This is a genomic window from Streptococcus mitis (assembly GCF_000722705.1).
In the GTDB taxonomy this organism is placed as follows: domain Bacteria; phylum Bacillota; class Bacilli; order Lactobacillales; family Streptococcaceae; genus Streptococcus; species Streptococcus mitis_P.
The window spans coordinates 408,925-429,235 of the sequence record NZ_JPFW01000007.1; the positions used below are offsets into that span (position 1 = coordinate 408,925).

At 37.6% G+C, this 20,311-nt stretch carries 17 protein-coding genes and 4 pseudogenes; 6 read left to right on the forward strand and 15 right to left on the reverse strand.

The window, feature by feature from the left end; genetic code table 11:
- Positions 1-6: 6 nt before the first annotated feature.
- The 6 genes from pdrM to SK642_RS04755 all read left to right on the forward strand — a co-directional run bounded on the left by pdrM (position 7) and on the right by SK642_RS04755 (position 7,445).
- Positions 7-1,368, forward strand: a complete 1,362-nt coding sequence (gene pdrM / locus SK642_RS04730) for a sodium-coupled multidrug efflux MATE transporter PdrM (protein ID WP_033683575.1) — start codon at positions 7-9, stop codon at positions 1,366-1,368.
- A 153-nt stretch (positions 1,369-1,521) separates the two neighbouring features.
- Positions 1,522-2,490 carry a thiamine pyrophosphate-dependent dehydrogenase E1 component subunit alpha gene (locus tag SK642_RS04735; protein WP_033683576.1) on the forward strand — a complete coding sequence of 323 codons (969 nt, stop codon included), beginning with the start codon at positions 1,522-1,524 and terminating at the stop codon, positions 2,488-2,490.
- A gap of 15 nt (positions 2,491-2,505) precedes the next feature.
- Positions 2,506-3,498 carry an alpha-ketoacid dehydrogenase subunit beta gene (locus SK642_RS04740; RefSeq protein WP_000448714.1) on the forward strand — a complete coding sequence of 331 codons (993 nt, stop codon included), beginning with the start codon at positions 2,506-2,508 and terminating at the stop codon, positions 3,496-3,498.
- A 105-nt stretch (positions 3,499-3,603) separates the two neighbouring features.
- Positions 3,604-4,647, forward strand: a complete 1,044-nt coding sequence (locus tag SK642_RS04745; protein WP_033683577.1) for a dihydrolipoamide acetyltransferase — start codon at positions 3,604-3,606, stop codon at positions 4,645-4,647.
- Positions 4,648-4,692: 45 nt separating this feature from the next.
- Positions 4,693-6,396, forward strand: a complete 1,704-nt coding sequence (lpdA, locus tag SK642_RS04750) for a dihydrolipoyl dehydrogenase (protein ID WP_033683578.1) — start codon at positions 4,693-4,695, stop codon at positions 6,394-6,396.
- A gap of 59 nt (positions 6,397-6,455) precedes the next feature.
- On the forward strand, positions 6,456-7,445 hold the full coding sequence (locus SK642_RS04755; protein WP_000873999.1) for a lipoate--protein ligase: 990 nt from the start codon (positions 6,456-6,458) through the stop codon (positions 7,443-7,445).
- 72 nt (positions 7,446-7,517) lie between these two features.
- Here the strand turns inward: SK642_RS04755 and xerS are convergent, their stop codons facing one another.
- From xerS to pezA, 15 genes and pseudogenes are all read right to left on the reverse strand, one after another.
- Entirely contained in the window at positions 7,518-8,588 is a 1,071-nt protein-coding gene (xerS, locus tag SK642_RS04760; RefSeq protein WP_033683579.1) for a tyrosine recombinase XerS, read from the reverse strand.
- Positions 8,589-8,928: 340 nt separating this feature from the next.
- Positions 8,929-9,129: pseudogene (locus tag SK642_RS10020) on the reverse strand (hypothetical protein); the annotation flags it as partial.
- A gap of 37 nt (positions 9,130-9,166) precedes the next feature.
- A complete protein-coding gene (locus SK642_RS04765; RefSeq protein WP_033683580.1) occupies positions 9,167-10,717 on the reverse strand; it encodes a ClC family H(+)/Cl(-) exchange transporter in 1,551 nt (516 codons plus the stop codon).
- 16 nt (positions 10,718-10,733) lie between these two features.
- Positions 10,734-11,512, reverse strand: a pseudogene (locus SK642_RS04770) (ribonuclease HII).
- Positions 11,499-12,350 carry a ribosome biogenesis GTPase YlqF gene (ylqF, locus tag SK642_RS04775; RefSeq protein WP_033683581.1) on the reverse strand — a complete coding sequence of 284 codons (852 nt, stop codon included), beginning with the start codon at positions 12,348-12,350 and terminating at the stop codon, positions 11,499-11,501. The pseudogene SK642_RS04770 and the gene ylqF overlap by 14 nt, the downstream one beginning before the upstream one ends.
- An 81-nt stretch (positions 12,351-12,431) precedes the next feature.
- Positions 12,432-13,940 carry a tyrosine-type recombinase/integrase gene (locus SK642_RS04780; RefSeq protein ID WP_033683582.1) on the reverse strand — a complete coding sequence of 503 codons (1,509 nt, stop codon included), beginning with the start codon at positions 13,938-13,940 and terminating at the stop codon, positions 12,432-12,434.
- Positions 13,941-14,024: 84 nt separating this feature from the next.
- Positions 14,025-14,258, reverse strand: coding sequence for a hypothetical protein (locus tag SK642_RS04785; RefSeq protein WP_001022845.1), 234 nt, complete (start codon positions 14,256-14,258; stop codon positions 14,025-14,027).
- 302 nt (positions 14,259-14,560) lie between these two features.
- Positions 14,561-14,677: pseudogene (locus tag SK642_RS10740) on the reverse strand (XRE family transcriptional regulator); the annotation flags it as partial.
- 2 nt (positions 14,678-14,679) lie between these two features.
- Positions 14,680-15,009 (reverse strand): annotated as a pseudogene (locus tag SK642_RS10025) (relaxase/mobilization nuclease domain-containing protein); the annotation flags it as partial.
- Positions 14,996-15,361 carry a MobC family plasmid mobilization relaxosome protein gene (locus SK642_RS04795; protein WP_033683583.1) on the reverse strand — a complete coding sequence of 122 codons (366 nt, stop codon included), beginning with the start codon at positions 15,359-15,361 and terminating at the stop codon, positions 14,996-14,998. The gene SK642_RS04795 and the pseudogene SK642_RS10025, both read right to left, overlap by 14 nt.
- A 9-nt stretch (positions 15,362-15,370) precedes the next feature.
- Entirely contained in the window at positions 15,371-15,730 is a 360-nt protein-coding gene (locus SK642_RS04800) for an SAG1252 family conjugative relaxosome accessory protein (protein ID WP_033683584.1), read from the reverse strand.
- Between the two features lie 397 nt (positions 15,731-16,127).
- The gene (locus tag SK642_RS04805) at positions 16,128-17,849 is read right to left on the reverse strand and encodes an ATP-binding protein (protein WP_033683585.1); all 1,722 of its coding nucleotides are present in this window, start codon (positions 17,847-17,849) and stop codon (positions 16,128-16,130) included.
- Positions 17,850-17,857: 8 nt separating this feature from the next.
- A complete protein-coding gene (locus SK642_RS04810; RefSeq protein ID WP_080708935.1) occupies positions 17,858-18,940 on the reverse strand; it encodes an SIR2 family protein in 1,083 nt (360 codons plus the stop codon).
- A 15-nt stretch (positions 18,941-18,955) separates the two neighbouring features.
- Complete coding sequence (gene pezT, locus SK642_RS04815) at positions 18,956-19,726, reverse strand: type II toxin-antitoxin system toxin PezT (protein WP_033683586.1); 771 nt, start codon at positions 19,724-19,726, stop codon at positions 18,956-18,958.
- Positions 19,726-20,202: a type II toxin-antitoxin system antitoxin PezA gene (gene pezA, locus SK642_RS04820; protein WP_033683587.1), complete on the reverse strand. Its 477-nt coding sequence runs from the start codon at positions 20,200-20,202 to the stop codon at positions 19,726-19,728. Before pezA ends, pezT begins: the two co-directional genes overlap by 1 nt.
- Positions 20,203-20,311: the final 109 nt, after the last annotated feature.

Here is a 20,311-nt window from a genome sequence, read left to right on the forward strand (position 1 = left end):
AGAAGTATGTATAAGACAAAGTGTTTACGAGAGAAGTTAGTATTATTTTTAAAAATTTTCTTCCCTATCCTGATCTACCAATTTGCCAATTATTCTGCCTCTTTTGTTGACACTGCAATGACAGGTCAATACAATACTATGGACTTGGCTGGTGTGTCTATGGCAACCAGTATCTGGAATCCTTTCTTTACATTCCTAACAGGCATTGTGTCAGCCCAGGTGCCCATCATTGGTCACCATCTTGGTCGAGGCAAAAAGGAAGAAGTTGCATCTGATTTTTACCAGTTCATCTATTTGGCCCTGGGTCTATCTGTGGTCTTGCTGGGGATGGTGCTGTTCTTGGCACCACCAATCTTGAATCATATTGGGTTAGAAGCACCAGTGGCGGCAGTAGCGGTTCGCTATCTTTGGTTTTTATCTATCGGAATTATCCCTTTGTTGCTCTTTAGTGTCATTCGTTCCTTGCTGGATTCGCTGGGGTTGACCAAACTGTCTATGTACCTCATGCTTTTGTTACTTCCTCTCAATAGTGGATTTAACTATCTCTTGATTTACGGTGCCTTTGGAGTTCCAGAGCTGGGAGGTGCTGGTGCTGGTTTAGGTACTTCCTTGGCTTATTGGGTTTTGCTTGGAATTTCTGTTCTGGTTTTATTTAAACAGGAGAAGCTCAAAGCCTTACACCTTGAGAAACGTATTCCGCTTAATATGGATAAAATCAAGGAAGGAGTTCGCTTAGGTCTGCCTATTGGCGGAACTGTCTTTGCGGAAGTGGCTATCTTTTCTGTGGTTGGCTTGATTATGGCTAAGTTCTCGTCCTTGATTATCGCTAGTCACCAGTCAGCTATGAACTTTTCAAGTCTTATGTACGCCTTTCCTATGAGTATCTCATCGGCTATGGCTATTGTCGTTTCCTATGAAGTGGGAGCCAAGCGATTTGATGATGCGAAAACCTATATTGGTCTAGGAAGAGGGACAGCCCTTATTTTTGCGGCCTTCACCTTATCTTTCCTTTACATTTTTAGAGGAAATGTGGCCAGTCTTTATGGTAACGACCCAGAATTTATCGATTTGACAGCGCGTTTTTTAACTTATAGTCTTTTCTTCCAGTTAGCAGATACCTTTGCGGCACCCCTTCAGGGAATTTTGCGGGGTTATAAGGATACAGTTATTCCTTTTTACCTTGGTTTGGTTGGTTACTGGGGGGTGACACTTCCAGTAGCTATGGTATTCGACTCTCTAACAGATTTTGGAGCTTATTCTTACTGGATTGGTTTGATTATTAGTCTAATCGTGAGTGGGGTTCTCTACCGTTGGCGTCTAACTGTGATTATGAAGAGATTTGAATCTTTAGCAAAATCTAAACGATAAAAAGTTTGTGAAAAAATATTCTTGATAAGGAAATCCCTTGTTTCCATGGGGGTTTCTTTTTTATTTTGTGAAATTTACTTGAGAAAAATTTTGACAGTATTTTCCAAAAACGGTAAAATAGTAAGGTAAGAAGAAAGTTAGAAAGGCAAGAAGATGTCAACTTTAGATAAAAATCTTTTGCTAGAAATGTTCCGTAAGATGGAAGAAATCCGTCGTATGGACTTAAAAATTGCACAATTAGTAAAGAAAGGGAAAGTGCCAGGAATGACGCACTTTTCTGTTGGAGAAGAGGCAGCTAACGTGGGTGCTATGTTGGCTCTCAATCCAGATGATCTAATTACATCAAATCACCGTGGTCATGGACAAGCTATTGCCAAAGGAATTGACCTCAACGGAATGATGGCTGAAATCCTTGGTAAATACACTGGAACCTGTAAAGGTAAAGGTGGTTCTATGCATATTGCCGACCTTGATGCTGGTAACCTCGGTGCCAATGGTATCGTAGGTGGTGGTATGGGAATCGCTGTTGGTGCAGCTCTCAGTCAGCAAATGCAAAATACCGGTAAAATCGTTGTCTGCTTCTTTGGAGATGGTGCGACCAACGAAGGTGTTTTCCACGAAGCAGTGAACATGGCTTCTATCTGGAATCTGCCAGTCATTTTCTATTGCATTAACAACGGTTATGGTATCTCTGCGGACATCAAGAAAATGACCAATGTAGAACATATCCATCAACGTAGTGCTGCTTATGGAATTCCTGGAATGTTCATCGAAGACGGTAACAATGTCATAGACGTCTATGAAGGATTTAAGAAAGCTGTAGATCATGTTCGTGGTGGCAATGGGCCTGTATTGATTGAAAGTATAACTTATCGCTGGCTTGGTCACTCATCATCTGACCCTGGTAAATATCGTACCCGTGAAGAAGTGGAATTGTGGAAACAAAAAGACCCGATCGAAAACCTTCGCAAGTACCTTATTGAAAACACTGTTGCAAGTGCCGAAGAATTGGAAGAAATCCAAGCGCAAGTTAAGGAAGCAGTAGAAGCTTCTGTTAAATTTGCTGAAGAAAGTCCATTCCCACCGCTTGAATCAGCATTTGAAGATATTTACGCAGACTAAGGAGAAAGAGATAAAATGGAAACAAAAACAATGTCCTTCCGTGACACCATTATCCTTGCTATGTCTGAGGAAATGCGTCGCGATGAAAATGTGTTCTTGATGGGAGAAGACGTCGGTGTCTTCGGAGGAGACTTCGGAACTTCTGTTGGAATGCTCGAAGAATTTGGTCCAGAACGTGTTCGTGACTGTCCGATTTCTGAAGCTGCCATCTCTGGAGCAGCAGCAGGAGCAGCCATGACAGGACTTCGTCCAATCGTCGATATGACCTTTATGGACTTCTCGGTTATTGCCATGGACAATATCGTCAACCAAGCCGCTAAAACACGTTACATGTTTGGTGGTAAAGGTCAGGTTCCAATGACAGTTCGATGTGCAGCTGGTAACGGTGTCGGTTCTGCAGCCCAGCACTCGCAATCACTAGAGTCTTGGTTTACTCATATTCCTGGACTTAAGGTTGTGGCACCAGGTACGCCTGCGGATATGAAAGGACTACTCAAGTCTTCTATCCGTGATAATAACCCTGTTATCATTCTTGAGTACAAGTCAGAATTTAACCAAAAAGGGGAAGTGCCAGTTGATCCAGACTATACAATCCCACTTGGAGTTGGCGAAATCAAACGCGAAGGAACAGATGTAACAGTTGTTACTTACGGAAAAATGCTTCGCCGTGTGGTTCAAGCAGCTGAAGAATTAGCAGAAGAAGGAATTTCAGTTGAAATTGTGGACCCACGTACCCTCGTTCCGCTTGATAAGGATATCATCATTAACTCAGTTAAGAAGACTGGTAAAGTTGTTCTGGTTAACGATGCCCACAAAACAAGCGGCTATATCGGAGAGATTTCAGCTATTATTTCAGAATCAGAAGCATTTGATTATCTAGATGCACCAATCCGCCGTTGTGCAGGAGAAGATGTGCCAATGCCTTATGCACAAAACCTAGAAAATGCAATGATACCAACAGTTGAAAGCATCAAAGATGCCATCCGTAAAACATATAACAAAGAATAATACATAATATAAGTTATGTAAAAATAAAGCTGACGAGAAACTTTGTATCTTTTAGGTGCAGAGTTCTCTGCGCGCTTAATATCATAAATAGAAATTGGAGAGGTCATGGTTGATGACAAGCTAAGAGCGACCCCTGCGGCTAGAAAGTTAGCGGATGATTTAGGTATTAACCTCTACGACGTTTCTGGCTCAGGTGCAAACGGTCGTGTCCACAAAGAAGACGTGGAAACTTATAAAGACACAAATGTGGTTCGCATTTCGCCACTTGCAAAACGAATTGCCCTCGAACATAACATTGCATGGCAGGAAATCCAAGGAACTGGTCATCGTGGTAAAATCATGAAGAAGGATGTTTTGGCCTTGCTTCCTGAAAATATCGAAAACGATACTATCAAGTCTCCTGCTCAGATTGAAAAAGTGGAAGAAGTCCCTAATAACGTAACACCATACGGTGAAATCGAGCGTATTCCAATGACACCAATGCGTAAGGTTATTGCCCAACGCATGGTTGAATCTTACTTGACTGCGCCAACCTTTACTCTCAACTATGAAGTTGATATGACTGAAATGTTGGCTCTTCGTAAGAAGGTTCTTGAGCCAATCATGGAAGCAACTGGTAAAAAAACTACTGTAACAGACCTTCTTTCGCTTGCGGTTGTTAAGACTCTTATGAAACACCCTTACATCAACGCTTCATTGACCGAAGATGGAAAGACCATTATCACTCATAACTACGTCAATCTTGCCATGGCAGTTGGGATGGATAATGGATTGATGACACCTGTTGTTTACAATGCTGAGAAGATGACTCTTTCAGAACTGGTTGTAGCCTTTAAGGATGTTATTGGCCGTACCTTGGATGGCAAATTGGCTCCAAGTGAGCTTCAAAATTCAACATTCACAATCAGTAATTTGGGAATGTTTGGTGTTCAGTCCTTTGGTCCGATCATCAACCAACCCAACTCAGCTATCCTTGGTGTGAGCTCGACAATCGAGAAGCCAGTTGTCGTCAATGGTGAAATTGTGATTCGCCCAATCATGAGTCTTGGTTTAACCATTGACCACCGTGTCGTAGATGGTATGGCTGGTGCTAAGTTTATGAAAGACTTGAAAGAATTGATTGAAAATCCAATCTCAATGTTGATTTAAGAACAAGAGTATTCATTTTTAAGATATAGATAAAGGAAGGAAGACATGGCTTTAGAAGTAATTATGCCAAAAGCCGGCGTGGATATGACAGAAGGACAAATCGTCCAATGGAATAAAAAAGTCGGAGAATTTGTAAAAGAAGGAGAAATCCTTTTGGAAATCATGACTGACAAAGTCAGCATGGAATTGGAAGCCGAAGAAGATGGATACTTGATTGCTATCCTAAAAGGAGATGGCGAAACAGTCCCTGTAACGGAAGTTATCGGTTACCTTGGTGAAGAAGGGGAAAATATCCCAACAGCTGGAGCAGCAGCCCCAGAAGCTAGCCCTGCACCTGCAGCAAGTGCCTCAAACGATGATGGTAAGAGCGATGATGCTTTTGATATCGTTGTGATTGGTGGAGGTCCTGCTGGTTATGTTGCAGCCATTAAAGCTGCCCAACTCGGCGGTAAGGTTGCCCTTGTTGAGAAATCTGAACTTGGTGGAACCTGCTTGAACCGTGGTTGTATTCCAACCAAGACCTATCTTCACAATGCAGAAATTATCGAAAACATCGGTCATGCCGCAAACCGTGGTATCGTCATTGAAAATCCAAACTTCACTGTAGATATGAACAAACTCCTTGAAACCAAGTCTAAGGTTGTTAATACCTTGGTGGGTGGAGTTGCAGGTCTTCTTCGTAGCTACGGAGTTACTGTTCATAAGGGTATCGGTACTATTACTAAAGACAAGAATGTCTTGGTAAATGGTTCTGAATTGCTTGAAACCAAGAAAATCATCCTTGCTGGTGGTTCAAAAGTCAGCAAGATCAACGTCCCTGGTATGGAATCTTCACTTGTGATGACCAGTGATGACATTCTCGAAATGAACGAAGTGCCAGAAAGCCTTGTTATCATCGGTGGTGGTGTTGTCGGTATCGAACTTGGTCAAGCCTTCATGACATTTGGTTCAAAAGTAACTGTTATCGAAATGATGGACCGTATCGTGCCAGCTATGGATGCAGAAGTGTCTAAGAACCTTCGCTTGATCCTTGAGCGTAAAGGAATGACCATCTTGACTGGTACTAAACTGCAAGAAATCATTGAGGAAAATGGTCAACTTCGTATCAAGGTTGAAGGAAAAGACGATATCATCGCAAGCAAAGCTCTTCTTTCAATTGGTCGTGTGCCAGACCTTGAAGGTATTGGTGAGGTTGAGTTTGAATTGGATCGTGGTCGCATCAAGGTCAACGAATACATGGAAACTTCTGTTCCAGGTATTTATGCACCAGGTGACATCAACGGTACTAAGATGTTGGCTCACGCAGCTTTCCGTATGGGTGAAGTTGCCGCTGAAAATGCCCTTAAAGGAAACCATGCTGTTGCTAAGTTGAACTTGACTCCAGCAGCTATCTACACTCTTCCTGAAGTAGCAGCAGTAGGTTTGACAGAAGAACAAGCCCGTGAGAAATACGATGTTGCTATCGGTAAATTCAACTTTGCTGCTAACGGTCGTGCCATTGCATCGGATGCTGCTCAAGGTTTCGTTAAAGTCATTGCAGATAAGAAATACGGGGAAATCCTTGGTGTTCATATCATCGGTCCTGCAGCTGCAGAATTGATCAATGAAGCATCGAGCATTATCGAAATGGAAATTACTGTTGAAGAAATGCTGAAAACTATCCACGGACACCCAACTTACTCTGAAGTGATGTACGAAGCATTTGCGGATGTTTTAGGAATGGCCATCCACTCACCTAAGAAAAAATAAAAGAAAGATAGATTAGACTGGAAGGTTATTCCAGTCTCTATCGTATAAGAAGGTATCTCATGAAATACATTATCAATCATTCAAACGACACTGCTTTTAATATCGCCTTGGAAGAATATGCCTTTAAACATCTTTTGGATGAGGATCAAATCTTCCTTCTTTGGATTAACAAGCCATCTATCATTGTAGGGCGTCATCAGAACACTATCGAAGAAATCAACCGTGATTATGTTCGAGAAAATGGTATTGAGGTGGTCCGCCGTATCAGTGGTGGTGGAGCTGTTTACCACGATTTAAATAACCTCAACTACACAATCATCTCAAAAGAAGATGAAAACAAGGCTTTTGACTTTAAGAGCTTCTCAACTCCAGTTATCAATACTTTGGCTCAACTTGGGGTTAAAGCTGAGTTCACAGGTCGTAATGACCTTGAGATTGATGGTAAGAAATTCTGTGGAAATGCCCAAGCCTATATCAACGGTCGTATCATGCACCACGGTTGCTTGCTCTTTGACGTTGATTTATCAGTTCTTGCTAATGCCCTCAAGGTTTCAAAGGACAAATTTGAATCAAAAGGTGTGAAATCGGTCCGTGCCCGTGTAACCAATATTGTCAATGAACTACCAGAAAAAATCACAGTCGAAGAATTCCGTGACCTACTCTTGGAATACATGAAAAAAGAGTACCCAGAGATGACTGAATACGTTTTTTCTGAGGAAGAATTGGCTGAAATCAATCGCATCAAGGATACTAAGTTTGGAACTTGGGACTGGAACTACGGTAAATCACCTGAATTTAACGTCCGTCGTGGTACAAAATTCACCAGTGGTAAGGTTGAAGTCTTTGCTAATGTCGTCGAATCAAAAATCCAAGACATCAAGATTTATGGTGACTTCTTTGGTATCGAAGACGTTGCAGCTGTAGAAGATGTCCTTCGAGGCGTTAAATACGAACGCGAAGATGTTCTTAAAGCTCTAGAAACCATTGACATTACACGCTACTTCGCTGGTATTAGTCGTGAAGAAATCGCTGAAGCGGTAGTAGGATAAATCAAAAAGAAGTTGCTTGTTTTAGCAGCTTCTTTTTTTGAGTTTTATTTTACATAATTTACTTTATGTAATTCACAAACTATCCAGAGCATTCTTTTGTTCATCGTTGACGATATGGGTATAGAGGTCGGTGACTTGTGTACTGGCATGTCCTAGCTGATGGCTAACCAAAACTTGCGATTTGGTTGCATCATAGAGTCTAGTTGCTAGGGTATGGCGTAGTTTATGGGGGGTTACACGGACTTTGAAGTCTTCAGAGTACTTAGCAACCATCTTTTCAACACTAGAAGCATCGATACGATTGGGAACACCACGATATAATGTCAAAAAGAGAGCGGTATCTGTTTTTTCCGTTTTATAGCGTTGATTTCGAATGGCTAGATAATTCTCTAAATAAGGATTAGCAAAGGCTGCAACATTGACCGAGTCACGTTTACCACCTTTTCGAGTGACATCAATAACCATCATCTTGAGATTGAGATCTCTTAAATCCAGATTAACAGCTTCAGATAAGCGAACACCCGATGCCAAGAGAAGGGCAATAATAGCCAAATCACGTTCTTTATTTTTATTAAACGATGATAGAGCACGATTTGAGAGCTGTTGTGGGTAATCTTGGTCTATATAAGTCAGAAACCCTTCTGTTTCATCACCTAAAAAGAGTTTTTGCTTGATGTTTTCAGCTCTGGCAGCAAGCGTTTCTTTCTTTTTCTTGGTTGAAACTTTCTTCATTACATTACGATAGAAATAAGGCTCTCCCTGATCGTTTTCAACTTCCTCAGTCAAATACTTATAAAGACTAGAAAGTGCTGACAAAGTACGATTGATGGTTGTCTGTGAAACACCTTGCTTTGTTGTATTTGCATTCAGCAAAGGACGTTCACGTAGGTAAAGGATAAAGGATTCCATGTCTTTCTTTGACATATTTTCCAAGACAGATAAAGGAATATCAGATATTTTATCAACGTTTGAAATTCCAGACTCCAAAACCCAGCTGAAAAATCGATCGTATTCCTTCAGGTATTCGTACAAGGTTGTAAAACTGTAAGGTACAGCCAGCTTAGATTGGTAGTATTCCAGAACATACCAGGGCATGATTTGTTTTAGTTTGTCGATTCGTTCTAGTAAAATCTCACGTTTCATGTATTTTCTCCATAAATAAGTCTACAAGTAGTATAGCATAGGTTTATATATTTTTCAAGAAAATTATAGTTTTTCGGAAAGATGTTATAGAACTTTTAAAAAAAGACTTAAACCTGTATAAAACAGATCTAAATCTTTGGAGTTTTTATTGTGAATTATTATCTAGTGCTTTTTCTAGTTTCCAAATACTAAACCAGAATGAAATAGTCAACAGAATAAGGAAAATAAAAAAGAGATTATCAGTAACGAAACTTCTGTTCATTCTACATAACTGAAGATCTATATAAGGAGCTATGAGATACAAAATACATAGTCTTATTTTTAAGAAAGTTCTATTATTTTATATGTCAAAGAGCTTATTAGTAAGAAATGAGGCTGGGCAAAAACTAGCTTCTAAATAAAACCACACAGTGATTTCAGTCTTGAATATAATTAATCTGAAAGAAACGCTGTGTGGTTTTTGAATAGTGGATCTTTTAGAGACTAGATCCTTGGCCAATCTGGTGAGATTCATGCTCATGAAGATGAATACTATCTCTGTTAAGAAGTTTTTTGCATAATATAAATTATGTAAAAAACTACAACAACAAATCTTTGACTTTTCCAATTTCACTTTTTGGAATAACCAGATGAATCATATCCCCCAGATACATTCTGGTTGAGCCGTTAACTGTTTGGCTTTTGCCATTATGAACTTGTGTTGTGATGAGGATGTTATGTGGTAAGTTGAGCTCGTGTACTTGTTTTCCAGCGATTTTGTCAGATACAGGAATTTCAATGAGAGTGACTTCTCCTTCATCTGTCGCTTCTTCTGGCAGCATTTTTTCCAACATAGCCTCATAGACTGGCGCACCCTTGAGCAGATCCATAATGATATAGGCAACTAGGGTTACTAAGCCAAGTGGCATGAGGTTGCGAATGTCGCCTACCATTTCGGTTACCAGAATCATCGCAGTTAAGGGAGCTTTAGATATTGCTCCAAAATAGCCACTCATTCCCAGAATGACAAATATAGGGAATTGCTCTTGACTGACAAGTCCAATATTCACACAAATGACACCAACTAGGGCACCAAGCAAGGAACCAAGCGCCAGAATGGGTAGAAAAATTCCTCCTGGAAGGCCACTTCCATAGCTAATCATGCTCCAAACAAAGCGAATCAAAAAGTAAGCTAATAGAACTTGGAAACTAAAATCTTGCTCAGTTAAGGAAAGAACAAGCTGATTTCCACCGCCAAGGATTTGTGGCAAGAAGATGCCGACTGGTATGATAAGGATAAAAGCCAGAAATGGATAATAAGCTCTATCCAAATGGATTTTTTGACCAATCCAGTCATAAGCTCTACCGACATTTAGGACAGCTTTTTCATAGAGAAAACCGGAAAGCCCCAGAAAAATTCCCATAAGGAGATATATCCAGTACTGGTCTAGGGTCATGAGTGGGATATTATCTGGCATATCCAGTACGGGTGTTAGACCAAATATGAGCAGAGAAACAAAGTTTGCTACGAGACTGGCTGCTAGAGTTGAGACCCAGAAAAAGCGTGAAAAATGGTGATAAACTTCTTCTACGACAAAGAGAAGTCCTGCAATCGGAGCATTAAAGGCTGCGGCTAAACCTGCTGCAGCTCCACTCGCAATAAGAGAACGTTCCTCTACTGGACTGGATTTAAGCCATTTGGCAATTCCTTTACCACCGACCGCTCCGAGTTGAATACTTGGCCCTTCACGCCCCAGCATAAGGCCACTTGCAATAGCCAAAATTCCTAGAATATATTTTTTCCAAAGTACGCCCCACCAGTTGAGGGTCATGAGTCCCTTTAATTCGGCTTCGACTTGAGGAATCCCTGAACCCTTGATATCTTTTTCTGATCGAGTTAATTTCGCACTGAGCCAACAAACCATTAAATAAAATAGACCAATGATAAAAAGATTGCGCACTAGGTGCGCTTGAGCTTGATAAAGTCCTTGTATCAGGTGGAAGCCTTTTTCGATTGAAAACCGAAAGGATCCGACGATGAGCCCGACAACGAGTCCCACAATGATTCCTCGTCCAACTTGGGATAATATAGTGCTTGAGGCAAAGGCAAATTCTTTCTTGGAACTGAGTGTTTCTGACTGTTCCTCCATAATCATTCCTTCTAACTTAACTTTCTTTTTCTCCTGAAACCAGTGATTTAACGGGTTCAAAGCTGGTTCGGTGAATTGGGGTAACTCCTAGTTTTGTGAGGCCTTCCAGGTGTTTAGCTGTTCCATATCCTGCATTAGCAGCAAAATCATAGCCAGGAAATTGCTGGTCGTATTCCTTCATCAATTCATCACGTGTGACCTTAGCTACTATAGATGCTGCTGCGATAGAGAGGGAGTTGGCATCTCCTTTGATGATGGAAGTTTGTGAAATGGGTAACTCCAGTTTCATGGCATCGATCAAAAGGTGCTCAGGTTGCGGACTGAGCTGGGAAATTGCTTCTTGCATGGCTAGTTTGGTCGCTTCATAGATATTGACTTGGTCGATGACCTGATTATCCATGATACCAATTCCGATTGACAAGGCTTGATCTTGAACGGCTTGATAAATTTCCAGATGTTTCTTTTTAGGAATTTTCTTGCTGTCGTTGAGGCCTTTAATCTTACAATTTTTAGGTAAAATAACGGCTGCAGCGACTACAGGACCAGCCAGAGGACCACGACCAACCTCATCAACACCTGCAATTAAGGTCAATCCTTGCTTATAAAGTTCTTTTTCATAGGAAAGCATGGATTCCAAGCGCAAATTTTCATCTAATTCAGCTTGAATGTTTTTTTACGCTTGCTGATTTCCTTTTGAACTCCAGAGCGATTATCCTTTTCAAGTTCTAAAAAAATAGAGCTATCTAAGTCCTTGACCGTAGCAAGGAGTTCTTTGATTTCTTTAATCGTCGCCATCGAGGTCATCCAATGTATCTAAGGTATAGTTACCGAGTTTGCCATCGCGGACTTCCTTCACGAAGAGACTGTAAAAACGGTCATAGTCGTCACGGAAACCGAGGGCGCGGGTCATATCCATAATAATAACAGGCGCTTCTTCTTCAATTTTCATTTGTTTGAAGCGTTCAGCCAACTTTTCTGGATAATGTTCTTTGAAATAATTGATACCAAAAATGGTCACCTCATCCATAGGGAGCAACTGATCTTTGATAGCTCCAGTCAAGGCCAGTTTCAGTGCAACAGTTTCATCTTCGAATTTAGGCCAGAGAATCCCTGGTGTGTCCAAGATTTCCAAGTCTTTATTAGTTTTAAGCCACTGTTGTCCCTTTGTAACCCCTGGTTTGTTGCCGACAACAGCAATTTTCTTGCCAGCCAAGCGGTTCATGAGAGTTGATTTACCAGCGTTTGGAATCCCGATAATCATGGTACGCAGGGTTTCAATCTTGATACCACGTTCCTTTTGGCGAGCAATCTTATCAGCCATGAGCTTTTTTGCCGCGTCTGTTACAACTTTTACAGTCACTTGCTCTTTGGAGTTGATAGCTAGCGTCTGGATTCCTTGTGATTCAAAATACTGACGCCATTCCTTGGTCATTGCTGGGTCAGCCAAGTCTGCCTTGTTTAAAATCAAGAGTTTTGGTTTGTCACCAACAATCTTGGTCAACATAGGATTTTGACTAGATAGAGGCAAGCGTGCATCTACCAAAATCGTCACAAAATCAACAAATTTTAAATTTTCCTGAACCTGTCGACGCGCTTTAGACATGTGACCAGGAAACCATTGAATAGTAGCCATTGAGTTTTTTTCCTTTCGTAGCAAGGGTTTAGAGCCCCTATTTTATTTTACTATTGTCTAAACACCAAGCGAACACCAAAACTACCATGCAATGGAAAAACCTCTGATTTGATTCTCACTTGATTTCACAATCTTTATATCAAACTGTGGATGGTATTTGACAATATCTTTTTTGATTTTTAATAGTAAATTTGAAACAATATTTTTAGGTGAGTAACGTGGACTAAGATGTAACAAGTCTTTGAACTCATCAACACTTAATTCTACTTTATTTCTATTATCACTAGTTTCAATGAATTTTTCAATCATTCTGGAATATTTACAGGTATAACTTTTCAATTCTTCAAAATGGAAATTGTGATTTTCTACAAATTGATTTAAGGCTTTTACAGTATTTTCTTGTGAACGATTTATATTATGTGTGTAGCCCATTGTTGTCTCAAAGTTAGCGTGTCCTACTCTAGTCATAATATCTTTCACTGCTATGTGCATCTCATTACTTTGAAGGTAACTAATATGCATATGCCTAAACGAATGGGGAGTAACATGTTTTACCCACTTAAAACCATAGTCACTTAAACAATTTGTCAATAATTTTCCTTCTATTCGTTTCAAAATTTGACGAAAAGTGCTTGATGTTATTGGAGAGCCGTATTCTGTTCTAAATACACTTTCAGAATGTGTAAAAGCAGGACAGGGATGTTTCTCCATATAAGCATCAAACTCTTTATTTCTCTGTATTGTCCTTTTAATAGCTTCGCTTGCAGCTTCAGGCAAAGCTACTTCTCTAATTGAATTGAGTGTTTTAGTTGTATCAAAATGAAATTGTTCAACTTTTAAACAATGATATTGAAGTGCCTTATCAATATGCAAGATTCCTTTTTCAAAATCAATATCTGATGGTAAAAATGCTGCTTCACTAATTCGAATGCCTGTAAGCAACAATACTATAGCAAGATCATAATAGTTTGCATTTCTGCATTGGCGTAACACATCAAAAAATGCATGTAATTCATGGATTTCTAGAAATTTAGAATCATGTCTTTCTTTTGCTTTACGCCTTTTCTCTAGTGAAATATCTAGTTTTACCGCAGTCATTGGAGAAAACTTAATGACATTATATAACACACCATGATTAAAAATCTTATTACAAGTACTTTTTATATGAGTCATTGTTGAAGGCGATGCATCATACATTTCTAAATATTTATTGAGACTATTTTTCATCAGAAGTGGAGTAATCCTGTCTAACAAAAAATCATCTCCTATAATTTTCCCAAGACGCTTCATAACCAGTAGTTCTCTCTGAATTGTTTGTGGTTTAACAGAGACACACCAAGTCTGAAACCAATTTTCTTTTAACTCTCCAAATGTTGTAATCAGTTCAGGGCTAAACTGACTTTCAAATGAAGTAGTTAGTCTATCTATTTTATCAAGAACCTCTCTTTCAGCTTGTTTCCTCGCCCTACTAGTATTCTTAGTATAACTTACAGTTACTGATTTCCACTTTCCTGTTAGTGGATCTTTGTACTTTTCAACCACTTGATATAAGGGTTGCCCTTTTGAATTTGTTTTAGTTACATAATACATAATTTAATTCCTCTTAACTCTTAAAAAGAAATAAATCATTGTTGTATAGAATAAATAACTACCCTATATTATACCATGACTTCCTTATTTTGTCCGCTTTTGCTTCCATCTTAAGAAACTTTCAAATCCTTCTAGATTAATGAAAACAAGTTTATGGGTTGGGTTAATTACATACATGGAAAATGTTCTGTTTTCTCGCATTTCTTTAATCCATCTGTTCAATGTATATTGATTTAAACCATCCCATCTTTTTAGAATTCCTTTTTTATCGGCCCATTCTGCAATGGAATTTTCGACAGATATATATTTTATATTCATGTCATCATCCTTCCTAAAAAATATTTTTCCCTCCATGGCATGACTGATGAAGTCATCATAAGAATTTCACTTGCTGCTCTTTTACGGCGGCAGCCTGAACAGTCATAAGTATCATTGTATATCATTTGTATCATGGCATATAAAGTATCGCTCTATTTTATTGATGGTTTAAAAATCGCTCTTATCATGGCGAGCCATTCAAATTTACTCCACAAATGAGGAAAGTACCATTTTGGACTATTTAATTTTCAAAGAACAAATAAAAAATCCCCTCATTTTCACACTCTATGAAATTGAGGAGATTATTTTCTAAAGCGAATTTGATCAGGAAAATCTGTCAATCCCAATAGATAGTCTGTACTGACATCGTAAAAGTTTGAGAGAGTTACCAATACATCTGCTGTTAACGTATGCTCCCCCGTTCAATCATGGTCTCATAACCAATGCGGTTAATTTCTTCAGGTGTCAGATTATCTTCAGGAGAAAATGATTGGATGAGATGATGGGCATGAATAGTTTGTTGGTGTTTTTCTTGTCGGTCATTTCTGGACTCGTACAACTTGTCGTTATTAGTAAAGTTAACATTGTACATTTCTACCATTTCTGCATGGCTAGGAAAATCTAAGTAATTACTCATGCCAAAATCAGATACTAATTTTAGATTATCTGTTTTATCTGGATTGAGGATATATTTAATCAAACGCCTACGATATTTTTTTCCGTGCGTCGCAAAGTGTTTAGTAACTACCATAAAACTCCTTCAGTCTTTTCACCTCCACTTGAAATTCTTTGTCCACTTCCTTAATTAACTCTCCGACTCCTTTACTCAATTCTTGTAATTGGTCCTGAGAAATCAGATGGCTTTGATTAATCGCACTCGCAATTTGATTGATGTTATTTCCAATACGTCTCAATTCAAAAACTAACTGGTCATAAGTATCAGTGTTAATCGTGACAAATGACATATTGGGATTAAGCAAAACTTTTCTGGCATAGACTGAAAAATTTTGACAATTGCTCTTAGCAATCCGTTCATTCAATTGGTGTAATTCTGGATCAGTTAGAAATACTTTTTTGAGATTGGTACGATAGCGATAAACCATTACATCCTCCTAACCCATATATTTTTCACGAAACTCACGACTGAGTGGCTGTACTTGATTCACTTCTGCAATCAATTCTTGAACGCAAGTCAATAAGATTGAGACGTGCTCTTGAGTCACTTGATGATTTTCAATTGCGACAACCAGAACTTCATACACATCTCGACTAATCTGTTCAAACTTTTGAGACTGCCAAAGGGAGAACCAACTTTCAAAAATTCTATCCTGATAATTCTTTTTCAATAAATTTTGACGAAGAAATTCTGAGAAACTATCCACTTTTTGTTCCCTCATCATTTCTTTTATCTGTTTTTCTTCTTGTCTCGTAATTCTAAATTGCTTTCGGATTGACTTAATTTCTTGTCCCATTCTGATATCCCTTCAACATTCTACTTGTCTGACAGTGTAAGTCTACCTCACATTGTCAGTACGCTTCCTAAAGACCTCACTTGCTTCTTGTTCGGTCTTTGCGAGCTCAGATATTGTGTCCACAATATCCCAAAAATCATATCGCCAACCAACCAAAACCTCCTAGTTTTGACAGCCAACGATAAGATAACTTGGTGGCCTTCGCCCCCAAACCCCCAGTGAAAAATCAAGACCTGATTTTCTTAGGAATGATATAAGGATAACAAAAATGTTTTGGAAAAGTTATCACAGGAGAATGAGAGGATGAAAAAAGAGCCTCGTGGCTCTATACAAAGGTAGATGAAATTGTTAGTTAGTATCATGTGTCTGACTCTATCTAATAAGTCTAATATATCATTCAACGCGATTGTTTAATCATATTTTTTATTGCATCATCAATATCAAACACTGTTTGTTGACCATCAATCCATCTGTCCCAAAAATCGATTGTAGAGCTTTTAGGTTCTTCTTTAGGTTTATCTAATAAAATTTTAGTTGGTAACTTTATAGCATCACCAATTACAATACATTCGCCAACATCAAGGTTAGGTAGGGTCTCAACTAACCCAACTAATGAATCGGTCAACATTGTCGCTACTGCTGTTTTATCTCTATCATTTGTTATTTTCAACGAAATAATATTATTACATTGGGATATTATAGTTGAATTTAATTCCGCCGGTCTTTGAGAAACAACAACTAAGGAAACTCCATACTTACGCCCTTCTTTGGAAATTTTTTCAAAAATTTCTAAAGATTTTCTCTCAACAGCTTTTAGCTTAGTTATATCTCTTGGTATATATAAATGTGCTTCATCGCAAATAAATGCTAATGGATGTCTTGTTTCATTTCTTTTAGGAGTCATCCAAAATTGTACATCATATACTAATCTTGTTACAATACCAATTACAATTGATAACATATCTGATGGTATTTCAGATAAATCAATTACTTTAATATGTTTATCTCTTCCCATTATTTCAGAAATAAATCTATTTAAGTAATTAGAATCTGAAGTATGCTGTTCATTAAATACAAAGCCATATTTTTTATCGTCCATTTTTGTTTGCAATCTTGTAATCAGATTAGTCAACTTGCCATAATATTGTCCTTGCCTTGTTTTTTCTTGCCCCTTCTTATCACCTGACTTATACGTTTCGCCAGTTCTGTCTTCTTTAATATTTTCATTTTCTAAATATTCTTTTAACTCTTTTGTTGAAAACGGTATTGGAGTATCAACTGTAACAATATCCGAAGAAAAATTAGCTTTACTTTCTATATATTCCTTCTTTTTACTAAGAATATGTTTGACTACTATAGCTCTTTGATTAGAAGAAGTGCCCTCAGACGATTCAATAAATAAAGAATGTATTTCTTCATAATTGAAAAACCATAGTGGAATTTGTAAATCAGTTGCTGCATCACCAATTTTTATTTGCTTTGCATAAGACAACTCATTGTACTCTCCATGTAGATCAAAGATAATAATATTTGAACAGTCTAATCCATTAGTTTTCTCTAATATATTAGCGACTGAAAATGATTTACCACTCCCCGTACTTCCAACAATTGCTGCATGTCTCTGGAAAAATTTATTTCCATCTAAAATTGCTTCAACAGACTGATTGCTAGCATATTTCCCAATATTTAATTCTTTTCCATGACTTTTATTATTAGTCAAGGAATTCATTATCATATATAGCGCATCATCATCAGCTAGAAAAACTGGGCTATTTATCTCTGGATAAGTATTCACTGCCCTTTTAAAAATATTATTCTGAGTTGGAGAAATTTTGCTATAAAATGTCCCTACTAAGGTTATACTACAAAAATTATAAGAATACTCCAATAAGGAATCCTCATCAATTTCAGTACCATTAAAATCAATACTTTTCTTACTAACCTTGGTCACAATACCAATTAATTTCTCATCAGCATTATTACCTGAAAGAATAGCCAAATCATTTATCTTTAGTTTATTTAACAACTCTTCCTTTTTTACATTAACTATAACTTTTTGCGTATCAACATTTTGTACATTTCCAATTTCTTGAGTTAAGTACTGCTGTATATTTGCCATTTTTCACCTCATAATTTTCCTATAAATAGCTCTACAAATTCTTCTAAATCCCACAAATTCTTATCTATTTTGTACTGTTTACCTTTATATACCATAAATGAGAGATTCGTTGTATTGTGCGTTTTCCCTATAACATTTTTATAAAACAAGGTCCAATTCTTATTACATACAGCCCTATTTATAACTTCTTCCTTTATATCCATAGTCAACACAATCACATCTTTGCTTGTGTTTTCAAAAACAGTATCAAATTGCTTATCATTGAAACCATATCCATAAATAAAAATCGCATGACTACTCTCATTATCTGTAATAACACTATTAAAAATCTCACGATGCTCTCTTAGTAGATTATGAGTCATCCCATATTGAAATTTCATACTGCCAGGAGCAATGATTTCAATACAATTACTATTCTTATCTAGATAACAGTAATCATTAGTTTGATAGGTAATGCCAGCTCGATTTATCCAGTTGATAGATCCATGGGGTTTGAAAATTCTTAATATTGCTGTTGATTTTTTATAGTATTTGTAAGGATCTCTCAGTAACTCTGAATCAAATTTTTGAAATAGATTGCCTTTAAATCCTAAAGTTGTAGTTAAATTTAACTTATCTGCAATAGTCTCAATAATTAAGTCATAGTTTGGTGTCATTATATCAATAATTTTTTTATTAACACTCACTGTCTTGTGGAGATAATTTAGTAATTTTTCAAATCCAGATGAATTCTTCAAAATATTCTCTCTCACAGCATAGTCAGATTCTAAAATAAATTTACCAGTAATTTCACGGATTTTTTCTACAAAATCATTTTTTGTATTTGAAATTGTTAAAAGAGCTGCTTCAAGTCCATGATTCCTCACCATAGACTGACACTCTCCCCAATATTTTTTATATTCAACGTTTTTATCTGAAGAGAAATTTTTATCTAGTTCATCAGCCAACTTACCCATACCAGGGACACCCATTACTATAGATAAACCCGTACCAATAATAAATTTTGGAAAATTTGCAGTTGATAAATAACGATTTTTTATATCAGAAAATATTTCTTTAAATTCTGTATCAGCAATATTAATTTCAAGCATGTACTGTTTCCACCCTTACGTATTATTTTTTACACATTGTTCTTTCATTTGTTCTTTCCCTAGACGCAACATCTCCTTCTCTACCTGACTCCACTCCCCAAACAGTAACTCTTGAAGAACATCTACTGCTGAAGTTGTATTTTCTTTTGAATCATATACACAACTTCTATCTCGTTGGTAAATTTGAATTCTTTCAAAGATAGCTAGTTCTTCCAATTGCCGTGTATTATCAACTAGATGATTTACAATGAAATCATGGTGTTCTTTTGGAGTTGCGCGTGCTTGATTTGGATTGATAGCATACAGTTCTTCGTATCGGATAAGAGTGCTCAGATAGGACAGCTTAGGCTTTGTCGCAATCAAGGCTAATTGTACTTCATATCCCTTATTTTTCAAGAGTTGTGCTGTTTTCTTTGGAACATCAACTGTTCGTAAAGTTCCCTCTATCAAAATATTGTATCCCAAACTACTCAATTTTGTTACTAAAGACTCTACCATTTTGCCTGCAAAATATTTGGTGTATTCAACACTGTCTTTGCCATATTCTTGCTGCAGTTCTAAATAGCGTGGATGCTGAGAACGAAAACTATCACCATCTATAATAACAATATTTCCTTGAAATTCTTTCTGTTTAATACGATGAATTGTAGTCTTACCAGCGCCACTTTGCCCTCCAAGCAAAATTGCTATAGGTTGCTTACTGGACTTTTTTCCTCTTGTCAGTGAGCGAAGGTTCCGTGCTAGAGCATGTTTGAAATCACTATCAGTATAATCTTGGATTTCCATCAGGCTACCATCCGTTTTTCAGATATCTCTAGCATGCGCTCAATTCCATCCAAATAACCGCTATATCTCTCAATTTCATCAAAAGTTTCTACTAAATAGATATTCGTATGAATCAAATCAGAAAGATCATCACTCATTAAAATCCAAGGATTAGATTCATCATCAATGCTAATTCCCTGACTATCTTGATAACGATAGAGTCGAGATAGTAGATTAGCACCTCTTTCTTTCACAATTTCAATTTTTAAAGTCAATTCATAATCTTCAACAGGATTCAGCATTTTATCTTCTCCTACAATATCGACATAAGATACATTAAACTTCTGACAAATGATATCTATTAGTTCCGTAGAGACTGAACTAGTTCCATTTTCATACCGACTTAAGCTATTTCGAGAAATTCCTATAATTCGGGCAAATTCGGGTTGTGTTAAGTCATGTATTTTACGTAAGGATTTTATGTTCTTTCCAATCATGGCAAACTCCTTTATTTTTATAAATCCATTATAGCATAAAAAAGCAAAACGCACCAAAATTGGTGCGTTATTTCTTGTTTTTCTATCCTAAACTTTACTTCTATAAAAG

Coding starts and splice junctions, on each gene's coding strand:
- pezA (WP_033683587.1), bottom strand. CDS start 20,202: ATGATTGGAAAGAACATAAAATCCTTACGTAAAATACATGACTTAACA.
- lpdA (WP_033683578.1), top strand. CDS start 4,693: ATGGCTTTAGAAGTAATTATGCCAAAAGCCGGCGTGGATATGACAGAA.
- SK642_RS04745 (WP_033683577.1), top strand. CDS start 3,604: ATGGTTGATGACAAGCTAAGAGCGACCCCTGCGGCTAGAAAGTTAGCG.
- SK642_RS04805 (WP_033683585.1), bottom strand. CDS start 17,849: ATGGCAAATATACAGCAGTACTTAACTCAAGAAATTGGAAATGTACAA.
- pdrM (WP_033683575.1), top strand. CDS start 7: ATGTATAAGACAAAGTGTTTACGAGAGAAGTTAGTATTATTTTTAAAA.
- SK642_RS04755 (WP_000873999.1), top strand. CDS start 6,456: ATGAAATACATTATCAATCATTCAAACGACACTGCTTTTAATATCGCC.
- SK642_RS04780 (WP_033683582.1), bottom strand. CDS start 13,940: ATGTATTATGTAACTAAAACAAATTCAAAAGGGCAACCCTTATATCAA.
- SK642_RS04785 (WP_001022845.1), bottom strand. CDS start 14,258: ATGAATATAAAATATATATCTGTCGAAAATTCCATTGCAGAATGGGCC.
- SK642_RS04810 (WP_080708935.1), bottom strand. CDS start 18,940: ATGCTTGAAATTAATATTGCTGATACAGAATTTAAAGAAATATTTTCT.
- SK642_RS04795 (WP_033683583.1), bottom strand. CDS start 15,361: ATGGTTTATCGCTATCGTACCAATCTCAAAAAAGTATTTCTAACTGAT.
- SK642_RS04740 (WP_000448714.1), top strand. CDS start 2,506: ATGGAAACAAAAACAATGTCCTTCCGTGACACCATTATCCTTGCTATG.
- SK642_RS04800 (WP_033683584.1), bottom strand. CDS start 15,730: ATGGGACAAGAAATTAAGTCAATCCGAAAGCAATTTAGAATTACGAGA.
- pezT (WP_033683586.1), bottom strand. CDS start 19,726: ATGGAAATCCAAGATTATACTGATAGTGATTTCAAACATGCTCTAGCA.
- ylqF (WP_033683581.1), bottom strand. CDS start 12,350: ATGGCTACTATTCAATGGTTTCCTGGTCACATGTCTAAAGCGCGTCGA.
- SK642_RS04735 (WP_033683576.1), top strand. CDS start 1,522: ATGTCAACTTTAGATAAAAATCTTTTGCTAGAAATGTTCCGTAAGATG.
- xerS (WP_033683579.1), bottom strand. CDS start 8,588: ATGAAACGTGAGATTTTACTAGAACGAATCGACAAACTAAAACAAATC.
- SK642_RS04765 (WP_033683580.1), bottom strand. CDS start 10,717: ATGGAGGAACAGTCAGAAACACTCAGTTCCAAGAAAGAATTTGCCTTT.